This window comes from Streptomyces sp. NPDC025784, from assembly GCF_055558435.1.
The window spans coordinates 29,107-42,855 of the sequence record NZ_JBVHMN010000007.1; the positions used below are offsets into that span (position 1 = coordinate 29,107).

At 73.0% G+C, this 13,749-nt stretch carries 13 protein-coding genes; 8 read left to right on the forward strand and 5 right to left on the reverse strand.

From position 1 onward, the window contains the following. Window positions 1-214: 214 nt before the first annotated feature. Genes ACZ4IF_RS17405 through ACZ4IF_RS17420 form a run of 4 tightly spaced genes read right to left on the reverse strand, consistent with a single transcriptional unit; the run spans window position 215 to window position 3,454 of the window. Window positions 215-1,189: a hypothetical protein gene (locus ACZ4IF_RS17405; protein ID WP_467563773.1), complete on the reverse strand. Its 975-nt coding sequence runs from the start codon at window positions 1,187-1,189 to the stop codon at window positions 215-217. Next, window positions 1,186-2,139, reverse strand: a complete 954-nt coding sequence (locus ACZ4IF_RS17410; RefSeq protein WP_467563775.1) for a hypothetical protein — start codon at window positions 2,137-2,139, stop codon at window positions 1,186-1,188. The genes ACZ4IF_RS17405 and ACZ4IF_RS17410 overlap by 4 nt, the downstream gene beginning before the upstream one ends. Continuing rightward, on the reverse strand, window positions 2,136-3,059 hold the full coding sequence (locus ACZ4IF_RS17415) for an ABC transporter ATP-binding protein (protein ID WP_467563777.1): 924 nt from the start codon (window positions 3,057-3,059) through the stop codon (window positions 2,136-2,138). Before ACZ4IF_RS17415 ends, ACZ4IF_RS17410 begins: the two co-directional genes overlap by 4 nt. Next, complete coding sequence (locus ACZ4IF_RS17420; protein WP_359488830.1) at window positions 3,056-3,454, reverse strand: GntR family transcriptional regulator; 399 nt, start codon at window positions 3,452-3,454, stop codon at window positions 3,056-3,058. The genes ACZ4IF_RS17415 and ACZ4IF_RS17420 overlap by 4 nt, the downstream gene beginning before the upstream one ends. 123 nt (window positions 3,455-3,577) lie before the next feature. Here ACZ4IF_RS17420 and ACZ4IF_RS17425 point away from each other — a divergent pair, with 123 nt between their 5' ends. From ACZ4IF_RS17425 to ACZ4IF_RS17445, 5 genes are all read left to right on the forward strand, one after another. After that, window positions 3,578-4,120 carry an RNA polymerase sigma factor gene (locus tag ACZ4IF_RS17425; RefSeq protein ID WP_467563779.1) on the forward strand — a complete coding sequence of 181 codons (543 nt, stop codon included), beginning with the start codon at window positions 3,578-3,580 and terminating at the stop codon, window positions 4,118-4,120. Next, window positions 4,117-4,989 carry an anti-sigma factor gene (locus ACZ4IF_RS17430; RefSeq protein ID WP_467563781.1) on the forward strand — a complete coding sequence of 291 codons (873 nt, stop codon included), beginning with the start codon at window positions 4,117-4,119 and terminating at the stop codon, window positions 4,987-4,989. The genes ACZ4IF_RS17425 and ACZ4IF_RS17430 overlap by 4 nt, the downstream gene beginning before the upstream one ends. A 146-nt stretch (window positions 4,990-5,135) precedes the next feature. Next, on the forward strand, window positions 5,136-5,996 hold the full coding sequence (locus tag ACZ4IF_RS17435; protein WP_467564277.1) for an ABC transporter ATP-binding protein: 861 nt from the start codon (window positions 5,136-5,138) through the stop codon (window positions 5,994-5,996). Then, window positions 5,993-7,558 (forward strand): ABC transporter permease, encoded by a 1,566-nt coding sequence (locus tag ACZ4IF_RS17440; protein WP_467563783.1) that lies wholly within the window; start codon window positions 5,993-5,995, stop codon window positions 7,556-7,558. Before ACZ4IF_RS17435 ends, ACZ4IF_RS17440 begins: the two co-directional genes overlap by 4 nt. 89 nt (window positions 7,559-7,647) lie before the next feature. Then, window positions 7,648-8,292, forward strand: coding sequence for an ABC transporter (locus ACZ4IF_RS17445; RefSeq protein WP_467563785.1), 645 nt, complete (start codon window positions 7,648-7,650; stop codon window positions 8,290-8,292). Here the strand turns inward: ACZ4IF_RS17445 and mshD are convergent. Next, on the reverse strand, window positions 8,270-9,196 hold the full coding sequence (gene mshD / locus ACZ4IF_RS17450; RefSeq protein ID WP_359488820.1) for a mycothiol synthase: 927 nt from the start codon (window positions 9,194-9,196) through the stop codon (window positions 8,270-8,272). The two genes, ACZ4IF_RS17445 and mshD, sit on opposite strands and share 23 nt — an antisense overlap. Before the next feature lie 279 nt (window positions 9,197-9,475). Here mshD and ACZ4IF_RS17455 point away from each other — a divergent pair, with 279 nt between their 5' ends. The 3 genes from ACZ4IF_RS17455 to ACZ4IF_RS17465 all read left to right on the forward strand — a co-directional run bounded on the left by ACZ4IF_RS17455 (window position 9,476) and on the right by ACZ4IF_RS17465 (window position 13,530). Next, a complete protein-coding gene (locus tag ACZ4IF_RS17455; protein ID WP_467563788.1) occupies window positions 9,476-11,275 on the forward strand; it encodes a bifunctional metallophosphatase/5'-nucleotidase in 1,800 nt (599 codons plus the stop codon). A gap of 256 nt (window positions 11,276-11,531) precedes the next feature. Continuing rightward, the gene (locus ACZ4IF_RS17460; protein ID WP_257004838.1) at window positions 11,532-11,660 is read left to right on the forward strand and encodes a hypothetical protein; all 129 of its coding nucleotides are present in this window, start codon (window positions 11,532-11,534) and stop codon (window positions 11,658-11,660) included. A 97-nt stretch (window positions 11,661-11,757) separates the two neighbouring features. Further along, entirely contained in the window at window positions 11,758-13,530 is a 1,773-nt protein-coding gene (locus tag ACZ4IF_RS17465) for an ABC transporter ATP-binding protein (protein WP_467563790.1), read from the forward strand. Window positions 13,531-13,749: the final 219 nt, after the last annotated feature.

The window sequence follows — 13,749 nt, forward strand, 5'->3', positions numbered from 1 at the left end:
CGTGGGACCGCTCTCCGGCACGAGCTCGTGGTCCGGCGGAGGTGAAGGCTCGGGCACGGCGGGCTTCATTGGTCGAGCGTTGCAAGGTCGTCTGAATCGATGGTTAAGACGACATGACGTGCGGGATATGGCGGAGCGGCTCCCGGACGTCCGCACGCCCGGGAACCGCGTACCGGCCCGCCCCCCGTGCGGCGAGTGCCGCCGGGCAGGAGGGCTACGGGGTGCGGCGGCGCAGGAGCCGGAAGGCGCCCGCGGTGGCCAGGCCCGCGACGGCGAGGACGATGCCGGTCTCCACCAGCTGGAGCGGCCAGAAATGGGACTCGGGGTGGTAGGTGGCCCAGAAGTCCTTCAGGCCGGAGTGCCGCATGCAGTCCTGGATGTCGGCGGCACTGTCGGAGCCGACGCAGGTCAGGTCGCCGCCGATGCGTCCGCCGGTGGCGGTGACCACGCCGTGTTCGAGGTCCAGGGAGCTCACCGGAAGGTGCAGGGCCGCCCGGCCGGTGACCGTGTCGGCGGGCCACAGGCCCGTCCGTACCTGTTCCAGCACGGTGTGCAGCACCAGGACCGCGGCGAGGGCCGCGCCGACGGCGGGCAGGGCCTTCCGGGTCACCAGCCCGGCGAGCGCGCCGAGGGCCAGACCCGCCAGGCCGTGGGCGACGGCGACCGGGCCGGTGGAGACGAAGACGTCGGGGTCGTACCAGGCGCCGACCAGGTCGGGGTTGTCGTCCTGGCGGGCCCAGACGGTGAGGAGCACTGCCGTGGTGGTGCCGGCCGTCAGCAGGACCGCGGGCAGGGCGAGCTTCGCGGCGAGCCAGCGCACCGGCGTCACGGACTGGCTCCAGGCCAGCTGCGCGGTGCCGCTCTCCAGCTCGCGGCCGATCAGGGCGCCGCCCGCCCAGGCGGCCACCGGGAACATCAGGTACGACAGGACGGTGCCGACGGAGTCGATGCCGGCGCCGTACGTCTCGTCGGTGCCGATCGCCCGCAGGGCCGAGCAGCTCGGCAGGCCGGTGCCCGGCGAACCGCACGGGCCGACGGCCGCGCGGGCGTCCGCGCCGATGGCGTACATCCAGACCAGGGTCGCCGCGACGGCGAGCAGGGCGGCGCCCCCGGCGATCAGCGCCGCGCGGTGCAGGCGCAGCACGGTCCAGGTCAGACCGGACGGACGGCGCAGGCTCGGGACGCTCACGGGGCGGACCTCCTCTTCAGGACGCCGAAGGCGACGGCGACGAGGACGGCGGTGGCGGCCAGCAGGACGCCGGTCTCCAGGAGCTGGCGGGGCCAGTAGTCGGGCGACGGCAGGTACTCGCGGGTGAAGCGGACGACGTCGTGCCGGTCGAGGCAGGCGCGGTCCGAGTAGCAGCCCGGGTCGCGGATCTCGGCGCCGGTGGAGGTGATCGCCCGGCTGCGGACGGACAGTTCGGGCTGCTGGTAACGGCCCTGGAAGGGCCAGGAGTTGGCGCGGAGCGCGTTGACCAGGACCTGTGCGACGCCGGCGACCGCGAGGGCGGGCAGCGTGCGGCGCAGTACGAGTCCGGCGACCGCGCCGACGGCCAGGCCGAGGAGCGGGGCGGCGACCGTGGCCGGGCCGAGGGAGAAGCGCAGGGCGCGCGGTCCGATGCCGGCCATCAGGAGGTTGCTGTGGGCGGACCAGAGCAGTTCGTAGAGCACGACCAGCAGGCTGGTACCCGCGGTGATGAGCAGCGCGGGCACCGCCAGCTTGGCGGCGAGCCAGCGGGCGGGCGTGACGGACTGGGTCCAGGCGAGCTGCGCGGTGCCGGTCTCCAGTTCGCGGGCGATCAGCGCGCCGCCCGCGAACACGGCCACCGCGAACGAGGCGATGTCCAGCAGGGAGGACGGGGCGTAGAAGAGGTCGTTGTAGGTGCCCGAGAGGTAGGTGGAGGTGATCCCGGAGGACCAGGCGGCCTCGTGCACGCCGGAGTATCCGAGCGTGTCGAGTTTCTCCTGCGTGGGGCCGGCGCCGGGCCCGTACAGCCACAGCAGCAGCCCCGCGGTGAGGACCACGAAGCCGGTCCAGATCCACAGTGCGGTGCGGTGCAGCCGCAGGACGGTCCAGACCAGGCCGCGGGGGCGCAGGAGGGCGCGGCGGGCGGGGGCCGGGAGGGCGGTGGCGCTCACGCGGTCACCCCCGCCGGGGCCGCGGTCGTGCCCGGGGTGAGCAGGGCCGGGGCCGAGGGGGAGCGCAGGTGGGCGAGGAGCAGTTCCTCCAGGGACGGCTCCGAGGTCTCCCAGCCGTCACCGACCGGTCCGTCGCGGCGGATCAGCGCGGTCAGGCCGCGGCCGGTGGCGCGGGACTCGACGACGGTGTGCGGGGCGAGGTCGGCGGGGGTGCCGCGGCCGGTCACCACGCTGTGGGCGTGCAGCAGGTCGTCGATGCCGCCGCCGAGCCGTATCCGGCCGCTGCCCAGGAGCAGCAGGTGATCGCAGGCGTCGGCGAGTTCGGCGACGATGTGCGAGGACATCAGCACCGTCGTGCCATGTTCGGCGGCGTCCGCCATGAGCGTGCCCAGCAGTTCGTGGCGGGCCAGCGGGTCGAGGTCGGCCATCGGCTCGTCCAGCAGCAGCAGTTCGGGCCGTTTGCCGAGCGCGAGGGCGAGCGCCACACGGGTGCGCTGACCGCCGGACAGGCCCCGGATCCGGGCCTTCGGGTCGAGGGAGCCCTGCTCGACGATCGCGGCGGCGTGCGCGGCGTCCCAGCGGGCGGGGTTGAGCTCGGCTCCCATGCGCAGCGTCTCGGCGACGGTGAGCTGGGGGTGCAGGGGCTTGTCCTGGGAGAGGTAGGCGATGCGCTCGCGTGCCTCGGCCGGTGCGGTGCCGAGGACGGTGAGCGTGCCGGAGGTGGGCCGCAGCAGTCCGGCGGCGGTGGCCAGCAGCGTCGACTTGCCCGCCCCGTTGGGACCGACGAGGGCGCTCACCCGTCCGGTGGGCAGACGGAAGGAGCAGTCGTCGAGGGCCGCTGCGGAACGCCTGCCGTACCGCAGGGTGAGCCCGTGCGCCTCGACGGCGACGGCGGGCGGGGTGGTGCTGGTGGAACTCACTGGTCCCCCTTCGGGAAGTGCGCGTCCAGTACGGAGCCGAACAGCGCGGCGACGTCCTCGCGGTCGAGTCCCGCGGCGTGCGCGTTCTTCGCCCAGGCGTCGAGTTCCGCGCGCAGCGGCGAGTCCGCCGGGGCGGCGCCGAGGGTCCTGCGGACGAAGGTGCCGAGGCCGCGGCGTGCCTCGACCAGTCCCTCGCGTTCGAGTTCTCGGTAGGCCTTGAGGACGGTGTTCGGGTTGATGGCGGTGGCCTCCACGACCTCACGGGCCGTGGGGAGCTTGTCGCCCGGCTCCAGCAGGCCCAGACGGAGGGCCTGCTTGGTCTGCTGGACGATCTGCAGATAGGTGGAGACGCCGCTGCGGCGGTCGATGCGGTACTCGATGCCGTGGTCCCCCATGGCGAAACCCCCTTTCACTAATTGAGTAGTGAAAGGGTGGTGCAAGACGGTCCCCGAAGTCAAGGCGAAAATTTCGCGGACCGATCCGTGAACCGATCGGCAGGGCTCGTCCGATGAAGGGGCGTGAGGGAAACGAGAAGCGACGGAGAACTGCTGCGGGCCATCGCGGCGGACGAGGACCGTCGCGCCTTCGAGGAGCTGTACCGGCGCTACGCGCCGTGGCTGACCGCGCGACTGCGCGGCCGGTGCGCCGACGCCTCGGTCGTCGACGACGTCGTACAGGAGACGTTCCTCTCGGTGTGGCGCGGCACCGCCCGCTACCGCGAGGAGGGCGACCCCGCGGGCTGGCTGTGGCGCATCGCCTCGCGCCGGCTCATCGACACGCTGCGCGGCGACGGCGCACGCGGCCGGCTCCGGAATGCCTTGGCACGCCTGCGGCACCGCGACGAGGCCTCCGCCGAGGAGCGTGTCCTTTCCGGCGTGGAGCACGGCGACCTGGCCGGCGCACTGACCCGGCTGTCGCCCGAACTGCGGGCGGTCCTCCAGGCCACGGTGATCGACGGACTCACCACCAGAGAAGCGGCCGTCCTGCTGGGGATTCCGCCCGGCACGGTCAAGACGCGGGCGCTGCGTGCCCGCAAGCAGCTGAGGGAGGCGCTGGCATGAGCGCACACGGTACGGCCTGGCACGTGCCGGAGGACGACCTGCGGGCCTACGCGCGGGGCGAGGCCTCACCTCCCCGGCTCTGGTCCACCGACACGCACCTCGCCTCCTGCGCGCGGTGCCGCGAGGCGCTGGCCGCGCTCAGCGATCCGGTCGCCCTGGACGCCGGCTGGGAACGGCTCGACGCCGAGCTGGACGCCCCGCGACCGGGCCTCGTCGAGTCGCTGCTGGTGCGTGTCGGCGTCGCCGAGCACACCGCGCGGCTGCTGGCGGCCACGCCGGTGCTGCGCCGCTCCTGGCTGGGCGCGGTCCTCGCCGTGCTCCTCATGACGGTGGCGGCGGCCGACGCGGTGCGGACCACGGCCACGCCCACGATGTTCCTGGCGCTGGCACCGCTGCTCCCGCTCGCCGGGGTCGCCCTGTCCTACGGGCCCGCGCTCGACCCGACGTACGAGATGGCGGTCGTCTCCCCGATCCACGGCTTCCGGCTGCTCATGATCCGCACGGTCGCGGTGCTCACGGTGAGCCTCGGCCTCAACGGTCTCGCCACGCTCGCCCTCCCCTCCTACGGGCTGCGCGCGCTGGCCTGGCTGCTGCCCGCCCTCGCCCTCACCGGGAGCGGCCTCGCGCTGACCCCCCGGCTCGGGCCGGTCCTCGCGCCCTCCCTGGTGGGCGGCGCGTGGATCGCGGTGCTGATGGCGGCACGGTCGGCGGCCGGGACGCACGCGACGCTCGCGCCGTTCACCGCGACGGGCCAGGGTGTCGCCGCGGCCGTCGCGGTGCTCGCCACGGGCCTGCTCTACCTCGTGCGCGACCGGTTCGACGCCTCCCGCGTGCCCCTCACCGACGCCTTCCGCGGCGGCACGGCGTGACCACGCCGGCCACCGCCCCCGACCGCTCCACCCACGTCTCCCGCGGGCGCGCCGCGTGACCGCCGCTCCCGCCCACCTCACTCCTTCGACAGGAGCGCCGCGTGACCGCCGTCCCTGACCACCACTCCGACAGGAGCCTCCTGCACATGCAGCCCACCGTCTCCGCCTCCGGCCTGACCCTGCGCTACGGCGGAACCGTCGCCCTCGACGACGTCTCCCTGCGACTGGGTGAAGGCGTCACCGGACTGCTCGGCCCCAACGGCGCGGGCAAGACCACCCTGCTGCGGGTCCTCGCCACCGCGGTGCCCGCCGACCGGGGAGCCTTCACCGTCCTCGGGCACGACCCCGGCAGCCCGTCCGGCCGCCTGGACGTCCGGCGCCGACTGGGCTACCTGCCCCAGACACCCGGCTTCCACCAGGACTTCTCCGCCTTCGCGTTCGTCGACTACGTGGCGATCCTGAAGGAGCTGACGGACCGCACCGCCCGGCACCGCGAGGTGCGGCGCGTGCTGGATGCCGTCGACCTGTCCGACGTGCGCGGCAAGCGCATCAAGAAGCTGTCCGGCGGCATGCGCCAGCGGGTCGCGCTGGCCGCCGCACTCGTCGGCGACCCGGGCTTCCTCGTCCTCGACGAGCCGACCGTCGGCCTCGACCCCGAACAGCGCATGCGCTTCCGGGAGCTGATCGCCCAGGCGGGCGAGGGGCGCACCGTCCTGCTCTCCACCCACCAGACGGAGGACGTCGCGATGCTCTGCCACCGCGTGATCGTCATGGCCTTTGGCCGGATCCGCTTCGAAGGCACACCCGCCGAGCTGACCGCGCGGGCGGCCGGCCGGGTCTGGAGCAGCACCGAACGCGACCCGGGCGCCCGCGCCGGATGGCGTACGGGCACGGGCAGCTTCCGCAACGTCGGTGACCCGCCCCCGGGCGCCGAACTCCTCGAACCGACCCTGGAGGACGGCTACTTGCTCACCCTCGACGGCGAGACCGCGGAGGTGGCCGCATGAGCGCCGCCGACACGATCGAACGGACGGCCCCCGCGGGGGTGGAGCCGCCCGCGCCCGGACAGGGCTCCAGGACGCGCGCCGTCCTCGCCCTGGCCCGCTTCGAGGCCCGTGAACTGCTCCTGCAGATACCGGTGTTCGCCTTCCTCGTGCTGTACGTCGTCTACACCGGCTGGCAGATGTTCTCCGGCCGGGACGGCATGGACGACTTCCCCGTCCTCCAGGACGTCGACCGCGACACCCAGTCGGGGCCCATCCTCCTCGGCGTCGCGCTCTTCGTCTGCGCCAACCGGGCCGTGCTGCGCTCGCGCCGACGGGACACCGACCGTCACCTCGACGTGCTCCCCATGGAGCCCTGGCGGCGCACGATCGCCCACGGGCTGTCCGTCGTGCCCTTCGCCGCCGTCACCGCGCTGATCGTCACCTTCCAGTTCACCTGGGCGGCGTTCAAGCCCGGTGCCGTCGGTCACGGATCACCGGCCGAACTGGCCGTGGGCCCGCTGTCGGTGCTCCTCTCCGGCGTCCTCGGAGTCCTGGCCGCCCGGCTGGTGACCAGCTCGTTCGCCGCACCGCTCCTCGTCGTCGGCATCGTCGCCTTCGGCACCCTGGTCTCCGTCGGGGCGAGCGACGCGCACTGGGAACGGTGGCTGTGGCCGAGCGTCTCCGAGATGGGCCGCACCGCGCTCCCGTCCGACCTGATCGGCCGCCCGGCCGCCTGGCACGCGCTGTACCTGTCCGGGCTCGTGGTGCTGCTGCTGTGCCTCGCCGTGCTGAGGGGAGGCGGCCGGACACGCACCACCGTGGCCGTGACGGCTCTCGCCCTCGCCGCGACGGGCGCCGGGGTCGCCGGGCAGTCCCCGGGCGACCCGGCCTCGCTCGCCGCCGCCCGCACCGAGGCGACCGTCACCCCGCAGAAGGTGCAGTCCTGCGTCACCCACGGCAGGTCGACGTACTGCGCCTACCCGGAGTGGACCGGCCGCACCGCGGACTGGGCACGCGTCGTCGACGGCGTCCAGTCCCTCGCGGGCGGCGCGGCCGGCGGCGAGCGGCTGACCGTGCGCCAGCGGGTCGACGCCCGGTACGGCCTGGACGGTGACGCGGCGCTCGCCCCGTCCACCACCCGTGGCACCGTCACCGTCGGCACCCGGTGGGGCGGCAACCGCACCCCCGAGTTCGCGGTCGGCGTCGCCTCGGTCCTGGTCGCCGGGGACGAGGAGTCCGGCGGCACGATGTGCGACGCCCGCGGAGTGACGGCCATGTGGCTGGCGCTGGGCGCGCTGCCCCATCCGACGACCGCTTTCACGAACGTCACCCTCGACGACCACGTCGACGGTGCCGAGGTCATCCTGGCCCCCACCAACCCGATCTCCCTGACCTCCGAACAGACCCGGATCGTCCAGGAGTTGCTCCAGCGTCCCCGCTACAGCGTCGTCCCCAAGGTGAAGGCGCACTGGGCTGAGCTCACCTCCCCCAAGACGTCCACGGCGCGCGCGGCCGAGCTCCTCGGGGTCCCCGCGGGCGACGGCGGCACCGAGACGTCGGACGGTGACTCGTGCGGGGGCTAGGGACGGCCGCCGCGGCGGGGCCGGCGCCCTCTCCCGGAGGAGGGGCACCGCTCCCCGCGGGCCCGGCGTCCGGCGCGAGCGGGTACGCCGTGGCCGGCGCGCTGCTCCCGCCCCTGTGGCGCGCCCTGCCCCGGGCGGCCCTCACCACCGGCGCCGTCCTGGCGCTGTTCCTGGCCGCCCTGCCCCGGCTGCTGTCCACCGAGCCCGACCCCTGGCTGAGCCTCAACCTGCTGCGGGCCGCCGCCCTCACTCTCGGTCTGGGTCTGGCCTTCCTGCTGGACGACCCGGCCCGGCACACCACCGCGCCGGTGCCGACCCGGCGGCCGGTACGCGCCGGGCTGCGGGTCGCGCTCGTCGCCCCGCTCGTGGCGCTGTGCTGGACGGTCGCGCTGCTCCTGACGCCGGCGCGGGTGCGGCCCCCGGTCGGCGCGATCACCCTGGAGGCGGGCGCCCTGGCCCTCCTCGCGCTGGCCGCCGCCTCCCTGGCCGTGCGGTGCACGGACGCCGCCGAACCGGGCGTCGTGGTGTCGGCCGGGCTGCTGGGCACGGTCTGCGCCGCGGCCCTGCTGCTGCCCTACCGCTGGACGCTGTTCCCGTCGGCCGACGACCCGGCCTGGGGTGACGCGCACCACCGGTGGGCGTGGCTGCTGGCCGGCGCGGCCGTGACGGTCGCGTACGCCGGCACGGAACCCGTCCGCCGCCGGCGCGTCCTCAGGACTCGGTCCGGTACATGAGGTCCGTCTCGTGCGTCACGAAGCCGAGCCGCTCGTACACCGTCACCGCCGCCTTGTTGTCGGCGTCGACGTAGAGCATCGCGGTGGGCAGGCCCTGGGCGGCCAGGTGACGCAGACCGATCGTGGTCAGCGCCTTGCCCAGGCCGCCGCCCTGGGAGCCGGGGCGCACCCCGAGGACGTACACCTCGCCGATCTGCTCCTCGGCGTGCACCTTGGTCCAGTGGAAGCCGACGAGTTCGCCGCTCTGGAAGGCCAGGAAGAACCCGGAGGGGTCGAACCACGGCTCCGCCATCCGGTCGTCCAGGTCCCGCTGGGTGAGGGAGCCCTGTTCGGGGTGGTGGGCGAAGGCCTCGGAATTGACGGCCAGCCAGGCGGCGTCGTCCCGGCCGGGCACGAAGGCCCGGACGTTCGTACCGTCGGGGAGCTTCGGCTCCCCGAGGTCCATCCCCTCCAACGGCCGCCGCATCTGGCGCAGTTCGCGGAACAGTGTGAGTCCGAGGACCTGCGCCAGGTGCCGGGCGGCGGAGTGCCCGCCGTGCGCCCACACCCGCAGCCGCTTCCCCGACTCGGCCAGCAGCGCGGAGCCGAGGGCCCGGCCGTGCCCGTGCCCGCGGTACGCCGGGTGCACGACCAGCTCGGCGGCGGGGGCCTCCACCGGATCGGTGTCCTCCAGTTGTGCGTACCCGACCAGTTCGGGACCGACGGTCAGCAGCAGATGCCGTACGCCCTCCCGGGGCCCGCCCTTCAGCTGGAGCCGTCCCTGCTCGGACACCGCCTGCTGGCCGTCGGACCGGGCGGCCTCCGCGAGCAGCCCGAGCACGTCCTCCGCCTGGGCCGGGGTGAGCTCGGAGAAGGTCTGGATGGAACGCGAGTGCGCAAACGGTGCGGTGTCGTCGCTGGTCATGCATACGAGGGTACGGCCCGGTGATTTCCGGACAAGGAGTTGAGCGCGGCGGATGTCGATCGTGGCGGGACGTCCGGTCGGCCGCGGTCGGGCGGAGGCCGTCTCCCGGTGAAGCGATGGCAACCAGTCCGTAACCGCTAACCCCCTGTTGCGCTACGCGCGTTGAATCTAAGGTGCGTGCACAAGCCACAGCCTTCCCACAGTTCTCGTGGTTCCGGCGGACCGCCCCCGTGGCGGTCCTCGCTCCCGCAGCTCTCACCGGTCTCCAGGGGGGATCCCATGCAGCCGACGCCCCGGCACAGACGTACTCATCGCATGCTCGCGGCAGCGGCAGGACTGGCCACCGTCGGTGCGCTGGCCTCCGCGATGCCCGCGAGCGCCGGCCAGGACACGGCGACGCCGTCGCACCACAAGGGCAGCGGCCGCTACCAGGACGTGCAGTTGCTGTCCTTCAACGACCTGCACGGCAACCTGGAGCCGCCGTCCGGCTCCTCCGGCCGCGTCACCGAGCAGCAGGCCGACGGCACGACGAAGACGATCGACGCGGGCGGCGTGGAGTACCTCGCCACCCATCTGCGCGAGGCCCGCAAGAACCACAAGTACTCGATCACGGCCGGGGCCGGAGACATGGTCGGCGCCTCCCCGCTGATCTCCGGGCTCTTCCACGACGAACCGACGGTCGACGCGCTGAACAAGCTCGACCTGGACGTGACGAGCGTCGGCAACCACGAGTTCGACGAGGGTGCCAAGGAGCTCGCACGGCTCCAGAACGGCGGCTGCCACCCGAAGGACGGCTGCTACGACGACCACGCGAAGTTCCGCGGCGCCGACTTCCCCTACCTGGCGGCGAACGTCACCGACGAGAAGACCGGCAAGCCGATCCTCAAGCCGTACTGGGTGTGGCGGAAGAACGGTGTCAAGGTCGGCTTCATCGGCGTGACCCTGGAGGGCACCCCGAACATCGTCTCCGCCGAGGGCGTCAAGGGCCTGAAGTTCGGCGACGAGGTCGAGACGATCAACAAGTACGCCAAGGTGCTCCAGCGCCAGGGTGTGAAGTCGATCGTCGCGCTCATCCACGAGGGCGGCGCGCCCGTCTCGCCGTCGTACAACTACGACTGCGACAGCCCCGGCCCCGGTGACGGCATCTCCGGCCCGATCGTCGACATCGCCAAGAACGTCTCGCCGGCCGTGGACGCGCTCGTCACCGGCCACACCCACCAGGCGTACGCGTGCACGATCGACGACCCGGCGGGCAACCCCCGCATGGTCACCTCGGCGTCCTCCTTCGGCCGCCTCTACACGGACACCACGCTGACCTACGACCGCTGGACCGGCGACATCGCCCGTACGGCGGTGAAGTCCGCGAACCACGTCGTCACCCGTGACGTGGCGAAGGCCGCCGACATGACGGCGCTGATCGGCAAGTGGAAGACCCTCTCCGCCCCGATCGCCTCGCGTCCCATCGGCTACATCGCCGGAGAGATCGGCAACACCGGCACCGAGTCCCCGCTCGGTGACGTGATCGCCGACGCGCAGCTCGCCCACGCCAAGTCGCTCGACCCCGAGGCCGATCTCGCGCTGATGAACCCGGGCGGCATCCGCGCCGGGCTCACCTACGCCGCGAGCGGCGGCGAGGGCGACGGCGTGGTGACGTACGGCGAGGCGTACACCGTGCAGCCCTTCTCCAACACCGTGAACCTCGTGAACCTGACCGGCGCGCAGCTGATCACCGGGCTCCAGCAGCAGGTCAGCGGCGCCAACGAGGCCGCGCCGAAGATCCTCCAGGTCTCCTCCGGACTCACCTACACGCTGGACCTGACGAAGACGGGCGCCGCCCGTGTCGTCACCGACTCGATCAAGCTCGACGGTGCCGCCATCGACCCGGCCGCCACCTACCGTGTCGCGATGAACTCCTTCCTCGCGGGCGGCGGCGACGGCTTCGCCGAGCTCGGCAAGGGCACCGGTGCCCTCGTCGGAAGCGACGACCTGGCGGCCTTCGAGTCCTTCCTGACGGCCAACTCCTCGGCCACCAACCCCTACCCGGTGCCCGCGGCGAACCGGATCACGGTTCTGAAGTGACCGCACCGATCATGGAATGCACCCGGGAAATGGCCTGTTCGTTTCCCGGGTGAGTTCCAAGTGAGGCCGGTAATAAATTCTGTGTGAGTGGCGGCTCGGTTCCGCCGCCACTCTGAGAATTACTTTCAGTCGTAATTCATCGAGGTCTCAGCAGAATTGGCGATTTCAGGGTCCGGGCTCCCGTAATGTTTTCCATGTCGAAAGCGAACAGCGCGAACGGCAAAGGGAATTCACCCACAGGGAAGAAGGAGAACCCATGAGCTTCCACAAGATCGCCCCGGTCAAGAAGCACCGCAAGGCCGCTCCCAAGCCTGCGCCGAAGCCCGTCGAGAAGAAGGCCGCCGCCGCACCGAAGCCGCGTCCGGTGGGCCGGCAGGGTCGCTAGCAGCAGCCGCGAGGCGGGGTCCCGGAATTTTTCCGGTGGCCCCGCCTCGGCCGTTTCCGGGGTTCATTCCTGGGTTCCGAAAGGGAGTTGAGGATTCATGCGGGAAGTACGGGAGGCGTTCGCGCGGTTCTGGCCGCTCACGCGCGGGGACCGCACCTGGCTGGTGCTGATCACCGGCTGCGTGGTGCTGGCCGCGCTCGCCGAGACGGCGTCCATCCTGCTCTTCGCGGATCTCACCGACCACGCGCTCGGGGCGGGGTCGGTGTCCGCGTTCTGGGGGCCCGCCGGCGCCTGGCTCGGAGTCGCGGTGCTCGGCGCGCTCGTCGGCTACCTCGGCAACTCGCTCGCGGTGTGGACCGCCGAGAGATTCGTGCTGCGGCTGCGCGCGGCCGTGTTCCGGCACGTCCAGGAGCTGCCCCCGCACTTCTTCCGGCGGCACCGGCGGGGTGACCTGGTCGAACGGCTCACCGGCGACGTCGAGGCCATCGAGCGGATGGTCGTGTCGGGTGTCGTCGGGACGGTCTCGGCCGCGTTCTCGGCGCTCTTCTACGCGGCCGCCGCGCTCTGGCTCCGCTGGGACCTGGCCCTCGTCACCTTCGTCCTCGCGCCGCTCTTCCTCGTCGCGGCGCGCCGCTTCTCCGGGCGGATCAAGGCCGCCTCCCAGGAGGAGCGGGCCGCCGACGGCGCGATCACCTCGGTCGTCGAGGAGGCGCTCGGCAACGTGGTGCTCACCCAGGCGTACAACCGGCGGCGCGCCGAGGAGAGGCGTCTCGACCGTGAGGCGCGCGCCTGGATACGGGCGTCCGTGCGGGGGGCGCGGGCGAGCGAGAAGTACGAGCAACTCGTCGAAGTACTCGAGACGCTGTGCGTGCTCGCGGTGATCGGCCTCGGGGCCTGGGAGATCTCCCAGGGGCGGATGTCCCTCGGCCAGTTGCTCGCTTTCGCCGCGTTCCTCGGCTACCTGTACCCGCCGGTGCGGACCCTCGGCCAGCTGGGGCTCACCGTCACCGCCGCCACGGCCGGGGCCGAGCGGCTCCAGGAGATCCTGGACGCCGAGCCCGCGGTCCGCGACCCCGCCGAACCGGTGGGAAGCTGGCCCGTGGGCGGCTGGGTCGGGCTGCACGGCGTCTCGTTCCGTTACCCGGGGGACGAGCGGGACTGTCTGCGCGACGTGACCTTCACGGCCGGACCCGGTGAACTCGTCATCGTCACCGGTCCCAGCGGCGCCGGGAAGTCCACGCTCTCCAAACTGCTGACCCGCTTCTACGACCCGACGGCCGGGGTGATCCGTCTCGACGGCGTCCCCCTGGGCGACATGTCCCTGGAGTTCCTGCGCGAGAACGTGACACTGCTGCCCCAGGAGACGCTCGTCCTGCACGGCACGATCCGTGAGAACATCGCGTGCGGCCGGCCGGGGGCGTCCGTGGCGGCGATCGAACAGGCCGCGGTGGATGCCTTCGCACACGACTTCATCAGCGCGCTGCCCGACGGGTACGACACCGAGATCGCGCCCGGCACGGCGACGCTCTCCGGCGGCCAGCTCCAGCGGATCGCCATCGCCCGCGCCATGCTGCGCGCCGCGCCCGTCCTCGTCCTCGACGAGCCGACGGCCGGGCTCGACTCGGTCGCCGCGCGCCGGGTGGTCGGGCCGCTGCGCCGCCTGATGGCGGGCCGGACGACCGTCATGATCACGCACGACCTGTCGCTGGCGCCCGACGCGGACCGCATCCTCGTCGTCGATGGTGGACGCTTGGTGGAGTCGGGCACCCACGAGGAACTGATCGCCCGCGGCGGCACGTACGCGCGCCTCGCTGCACCGGACCTCGCCGTCGCCGTCGGTCCGGTGGGTGGGTCGGGGCCGTGCCGGTGATCCGCCCGTTGCAGCCCTCGTGTGGTCCGGTGTGTCGGTGCGGTGGGGTCGTGTCACCGGCCGCAACGGGCATGTGATCACCGGCACGGCCCCCTTCTGTGGGGGAGGCGACTGCGGGTGTGAGTGGGACTGGGGCCCGGGCGTCGGCCCGTCCGGCGGTGGCTCTCGTCCAGTCCAGCGGCAGCTCACGTCCCGTCCGGCGACAGCTCCCGCCCCCGA

Bases quoted from the DNA above. Each gene is read 5' to 3' on its own strand.
- ACZ4IF_RS17420 (WP_359488830.1), bottom strand. From the start codon at position 3,454: ATGGGGGACCACGGCATCGAGTACCGCATCGACCGCCGCAGCGGCGTC.
- ACZ4IF_RS17430 (WP_467563781.1), top strand. From the start codon at position 4,117: ATGAGCGCACACGGTACGGCCTGGCACGTGCCGGAGGACGACCTGCGG.
- ACZ4IF_RS17435 (WP_467564277.1), top strand. From the start codon at position 5,136: ATGCAGCCCACCGTCTCCGCCTCCGGCCTGACCCTGCGCTACGGCGGA.
- ACZ4IF_RS17440 (WP_467563783.1), top strand. From the start codon at position 5,993: ATGAGCGCCGCCGACACGATCGAACGGACGGCCCCCGCGGGGGTGGAG.
- mshD (WP_359488820.1), bottom strand. From the start codon at position 9,196: ATGACCAGCGACGACACCGCACCGTTTGCGCACTCGCGTTCCATCCAG.
- ACZ4IF_RS17455 (WP_467563788.1), top strand. From the start codon at position 9,476: ATGCAGCCGACGCCCCGGCACAGACGTACTCATCGCATGCTCGCGGCA.
- ACZ4IF_RS17460 (WP_257004838.1), top strand. From the start codon at position 11,532: ATGAGCTTCCACAAGATCGCCCCGGTCAAGAAGCACCGCAAGGCCGCT.
- ACZ4IF_RS17465 (WP_467563790.1), top strand. From the start codon at position 11,758: ATGCGGGAAGTACGGGAGGCGTTCGCGCGGTTCTGGCCGCTCACGCGC.